This window comes from Xanthomarina sp., from assembly GCF_035306605.1.
Lineage (GTDB): Bacteria > Bacteroidota > Bacteroidia > Flavobacteriales > Flavobacteriaceae > Xanthomarina.
The window spans coordinates 1-4,633 of sequence record NZ_DATGNR010000051.1; the positions used below are offsets into that span (position 1 = coordinate 1).

Sequence of the window (4,633 nt, forward strand, 5' to 3'; positions counted from 1 at the left end):
GTTCCATGTTTAATTTATTGGCTTTTAATATGGCTTCAAGGGATAAACGATGATGCTTGTTTCTTTTAAAAGAAGAAAACATATTTAACGTAGTACTGCGGTAAAAAACAAGTAAAAATGTATTAATTTTTCACCAATATACTACTGTAACTATCCGCATATATAAGTCCGGATTTTACAAAAATTACAATGCACTACCGTTTGCATATCGTTAAAAACCATTAGCCCTTAAACGGTATGAGCCTCAGAACAAAATATAATACATATAGTACACTTAACACCGAAAACAAGTGTAAAAGCAAAATCGTTCTAAAAACTATACTTTCGTATTCAAAACTATTAACACTCATATTCCTCAATAAAACTGCCATATAAATAGCTAAAGCTAGAAGATTTACTAATGGAAACAAGATAAAAAGCTTAAGTCTTATAGGTAGCTTTTTATTTTTTAATATTGTTTTTTTAGCAAGTAATATGGGAGCAATACAATACCAAATTAACAAAAGTCCAATCAAAAAATTAATCGCCATCGGATATACCCCTAAAAAACTTAGTTCATTTCCATGTCTCAAAACACAACTTACATAAGTATGCATCTTAAAACCATCATGTAACATTGAAAAACAAATAAAACCCATTACCTTTTTAACTTAACAAAACTTAATCATAACATTGGCCTTTTACTAATTAAAAATAGGAACCTCCTATGTAAAGGATAAATTGACAGGTAAAAAAACCAGAGGGTCACTCTGGTTTTTAGCTATTAAAAAGGGGACTTAGTCATGTAAAAACATGAATAAAACTTAATCGATCACAATAAATTCTGACCGTCTATTTGCTTGATGCTCAGCCTCTGAACATATATCATTATCACCACAATCATTTACCAACTCACTCTCACCTAAACCTTCAAACGTCAATCTGCTACTATCTATACCCTTTGAAACCAAATAATTCATGGTGGATACAGCACGTCTTTGGGAAAGTGATTGGTTATATTCATAATTACCACGACTATCTGTATGCGATCGGATATTTAGTCTTAAGTGGTCGTGTTCTTGAAGCACAGTAAAAACCTTCTCTAACTCTACCTGTGCATCTTTACGAATATTAGATTTATCAAAATCAAAATAGATGATTGGTATGTTCAACACCTTTGCTAAATCAACTCCTGGAACTAATGCTATTTCGTTTTGCTGTAAATGGAAATTAATTTTTTGAGTCTCTAATCCCGATTCAGACAAGGTATCATCTGAATCATATCTCTCATGAGACACTTGTAGCGTATAAACTTCAAAACGGTTACTTTCAACTTGATAATAGCCCTCTGAATTTGTTACTAGTGATGCATATTGATGGCCTTCCGAATCTTTTAAAATCAAAGTAGCGTTTGCTATAGGGACACCTGTTTGCTTATCAAATACAAAACCTTCTATTTGAGCCTTATAAACATCTATAATAGGTGTTGTTTCTAAAAAAGAGTAAATATTGTCATAAACAAATTCTCCTTCAACCGAAGAACGGTTAGAGCTTATAAAACCTCTACGGGTCTCTACATCCATACCAAAAGAAAAATCATCTGCATAGGAATTTACAGGTGCTCCAATATTCAATAGGTTACCATAATCATTATCTCTTATTTTCACATAAAACACATCTAAACCACCTAAACCTAAATGCCCATCAGATGAAAAATACAATTCATTGTTTGCCGACACAAAAGGAAATGTTTCCTTACCACTAGTATTAATCTGAGACCCTAAATTAACAGGTTCACTTAAATTACCATTGGCGTCAATTTTAGAAACATATAAATCTGATTCTCCAAAACCTCCTGGTCTGTCCGATGAAAAATAGAGTTTGGTTCCATCTGGACTTAAACTCGGGTGAGCCGTAGAAAAGTGATCACTATTTATAGATAACTCTTCTGGTTTTTGCCATTTGTTGCCCACTTTTTTAGATCTATAAATTTTTAGATTTTGATCGTCTCGCTTATGTTCATAAGTAAGATTGCTCTGGGTAAAATACATGGTATTTCCATCTTCTGTAAATACAGGCGAAGATTCATGGAACTTACTTTCAATATTCCCTGTTAACTTTTTAGGCTTACTGATGGCACGGTTCAAAGTATCAAGCTCGATGGTATATAATGACAAAAAGCTAAGTCCGTCCCATGCGCTTCTCTTGTTCAAAAAGGTTTTAGAATCGTTGGTAGAGGAGTAATAAAGGGCATCTCCCTGTTTAACGTGCCCAAAAGTAATTTTATTTTCGTTGTATGTTGCCTGAAGACTTTCTAGTTCGTATCTTCCTGAGTTCTGTTGAATTAGCCCTAAGTAATCCTTTGCAGTTTTCGAATTTGTGTTAAAGCCAGTTTTATGTACAAAAGCATCATAATACTCTAACGACTTATCAGTTTGCCCCATAGCTTTTAATGCTTGTGAATATCGGAGATAAACAAGATCCCGCTCTGGTTCTGAAACAAAATTAAAGAGCCTTTCATACCAAATTACGGCTTGATCGTATTGCGCATTGAAATAATAACTGTTTGCTAGTTTTGTAAATAGTTCTTCAGACTGATGCCCTTTATCTGCTACAGCTAAATAAACTTTTTGAGCATTCACATAATTTAAATGTGCATAATTTTCTGTAGCCTTTTTTATCTTTTTTTCTTGTGAATAAACTAAAGAAACACTTGAAAAGCTGAGAATAAGGAAACTAAATATCGTAATACTGTTTTTCATTATACCTTTTTTTAGAATTAAAAGAATCTTGGATTTACTTTTGCTCGAAGTTTCGTACCTAATTCAAATCGCAAAAATATCTCATGAGACCCACTATTATAACTTCCCAAATCGGTAGTTTCATAATCATAGGCATAGCCCACCATAATATTCTCATCTATTTGAAAGCCTGCCATAGCACTAACGGCAGCATCTAGTCTGTAGGCTAATCCTAAAGTAAAGCTATTGTTTATTAGTGCGTTTGCAGATATATCAATTGCTAATGGAGCACCCGAAACGGCTTTGGCTAACACTGCAGGCTTTAGTTTCAAACTGTTACTTATATCAAAAACATAGCCCCCAATAAAGTATACATGTAATTTTTCGGTAGCAGTAGAAATTGCAATATCATCATAGTGCTTAGTCTCTAAAAAGTTTGGAGACGACAGACCTAGATACCAACTTTGAGTGTGTAAATATAATCCACCTCCAATTACAGGAGATGTAGAGTGATCATTTCGTAAATCGTGATCGTTAGGATTATAAATAGTAAGTTTGTTAGGATCTAAACTAAAAAGAGATATTCCTCCTTTAATACCAAAGGAAAGTTTCAATGCATCAGCTACTTGAATAGTATAAGAAAAGTCTGCAGAAATCAAGCTTTCCGAGGATGGCCCAATTTTGTCACTAGTAAAACTTAAACCCAAACCAATACCCTGAACACCAATAGGTGAGTTAATCGAAAAGTTAAGGGTCTCTGGAGCACCGTCTAGCCCAACCCATTGGTTTCTGTATAGCCCAGTCATGCTTAACGAACCACGGGTACCAGCATAAGCTGGGTTTACTGTAACTGTATTATACATATACTGCGTGTATTGGGAGTCTTGCTGGGCTTGCAAAGGTTCCAAACCCGATAACACACTTACAAAAAGTATTAAAACAATTATTTTAGATATAAAATTATGCATATAGTTTCGTTGTTTTTTATTAATTTCCACTTAAGTATAAATACCCAGCTTGTTTATATCGATCGACATTAGTTTTTCCATCATATTCATAATCTAAAATGTAATAATACGTTCCGGATGGAAGTTGATTAGAACTTTTTAAAGTTAATCGACCATTAGAAAACCCATTAAAAACATCTCCATTGTTACCATAATCGAAAGACTCATAAACCTTTACTCCCCAACGGTTAAATATTTGTACATGCAAGTCTCGTGCACACCCCATATTACCCGTATCGATATAGAAAAAATCGTTTATACCATCGTTATTTGGTGTAATTGCATTATACACAGTAACTCCACAAGCAGAGGGCACTAATCCTTTATCTAATAATCCAAAAGTAAATACGCCATACCCACTAACCGCTGTAGTTACAGTTTGATTGTCCATATCCACAACACCACCTTCATTCACCCACATATTCGTAGATTCGTTCCAACGCACTATAGTTATAGCTTCTTGACCCGCCGCCATGATAAAGGCCTCCGGGGTAGTTACATCTCGCCAGGATAACGTAATCAGTACATCATCTGGATTGGTCGACTCCTTTTCTATAGTCCAATACTCTTGATCATCAATAGCATCTATAACTCCTGCCCTTAATGAATGGGGATAAAAATCGTTTGAGTTTTCATAATAAAACTTTGCTTTATATCGACTTTCTGCTTGAGAGTCTGAGGCGCCTGCAAAACGATAAAAACCACCATCTCCTATTGGATAAATAAAACTATTAAAACCTGTTTTATATACAGGACCATCAACATGACTATCATCGGAAGCGTTAGTATGGCTACCTGTTTCAGAAAAATTAATGCTACCTCCAAAATTATCAATGTCAACAATACCTTGATAAAAATCTGAAACGCCACTTATATCTATGGCTCCCGAAAGTTTAAAGGGTACAG

3 protein-coding genes are annotated in these 4,633 nt (G+C 34.3%); all 3 read right to left on the reverse strand.

All coding sequences use genetic code 11. The features are described from left to right. Window positions 1–803: 803 nt before the first annotated feature. Complete coding sequence (locus VKY41_RS07955) at window positions 804–2,741, reverse strand: OmpA family protein (RefSeq protein WP_500813911.1); 1,938 nt, start codon at window positions 2,739–2,741, stop codon at window positions 804–806. Window positions 2,742–2,758: 17 nt separating this feature from the next. After that, window positions 2,759–3,688 (reverse strand): PorP/SprF family type IX secretion system membrane protein, encoded by a 930-nt coding sequence (locus VKY41_RS07960; protein ID WP_500813912.1) that lies wholly within the window; start codon window positions 3,686–3,688, stop codon window positions 2,759–2,761. A gap of 19 nt (window positions 3,689–3,707) precedes the next feature. After that, window positions 3,708–4,633, reverse strand: a 926-nt coding sequence (locus VKY41_RS07965; RefSeq protein WP_500813913.1) for a T9SS type B sorting domain-containing protein, incomplete at its 5' end; no start/stop codon positions are given.

Bases quoted from the DNA above. Each gene is read 5' to 3' on its own strand.
- VKY41_RS07960 (WP_500813912.1), bottom strand. From the start codon at position 3,688: ATGCATAATTTTATATCTAAAATAATTGTTTTAATACTTTTTGTAAGT.
- VKY41_RS07955 (WP_500813911.1), bottom strand. From the start codon at position 2,741: ATGAAAAACAGTATTACGATATTTAGTTTCCTTATTCTCAGCTTTTCA.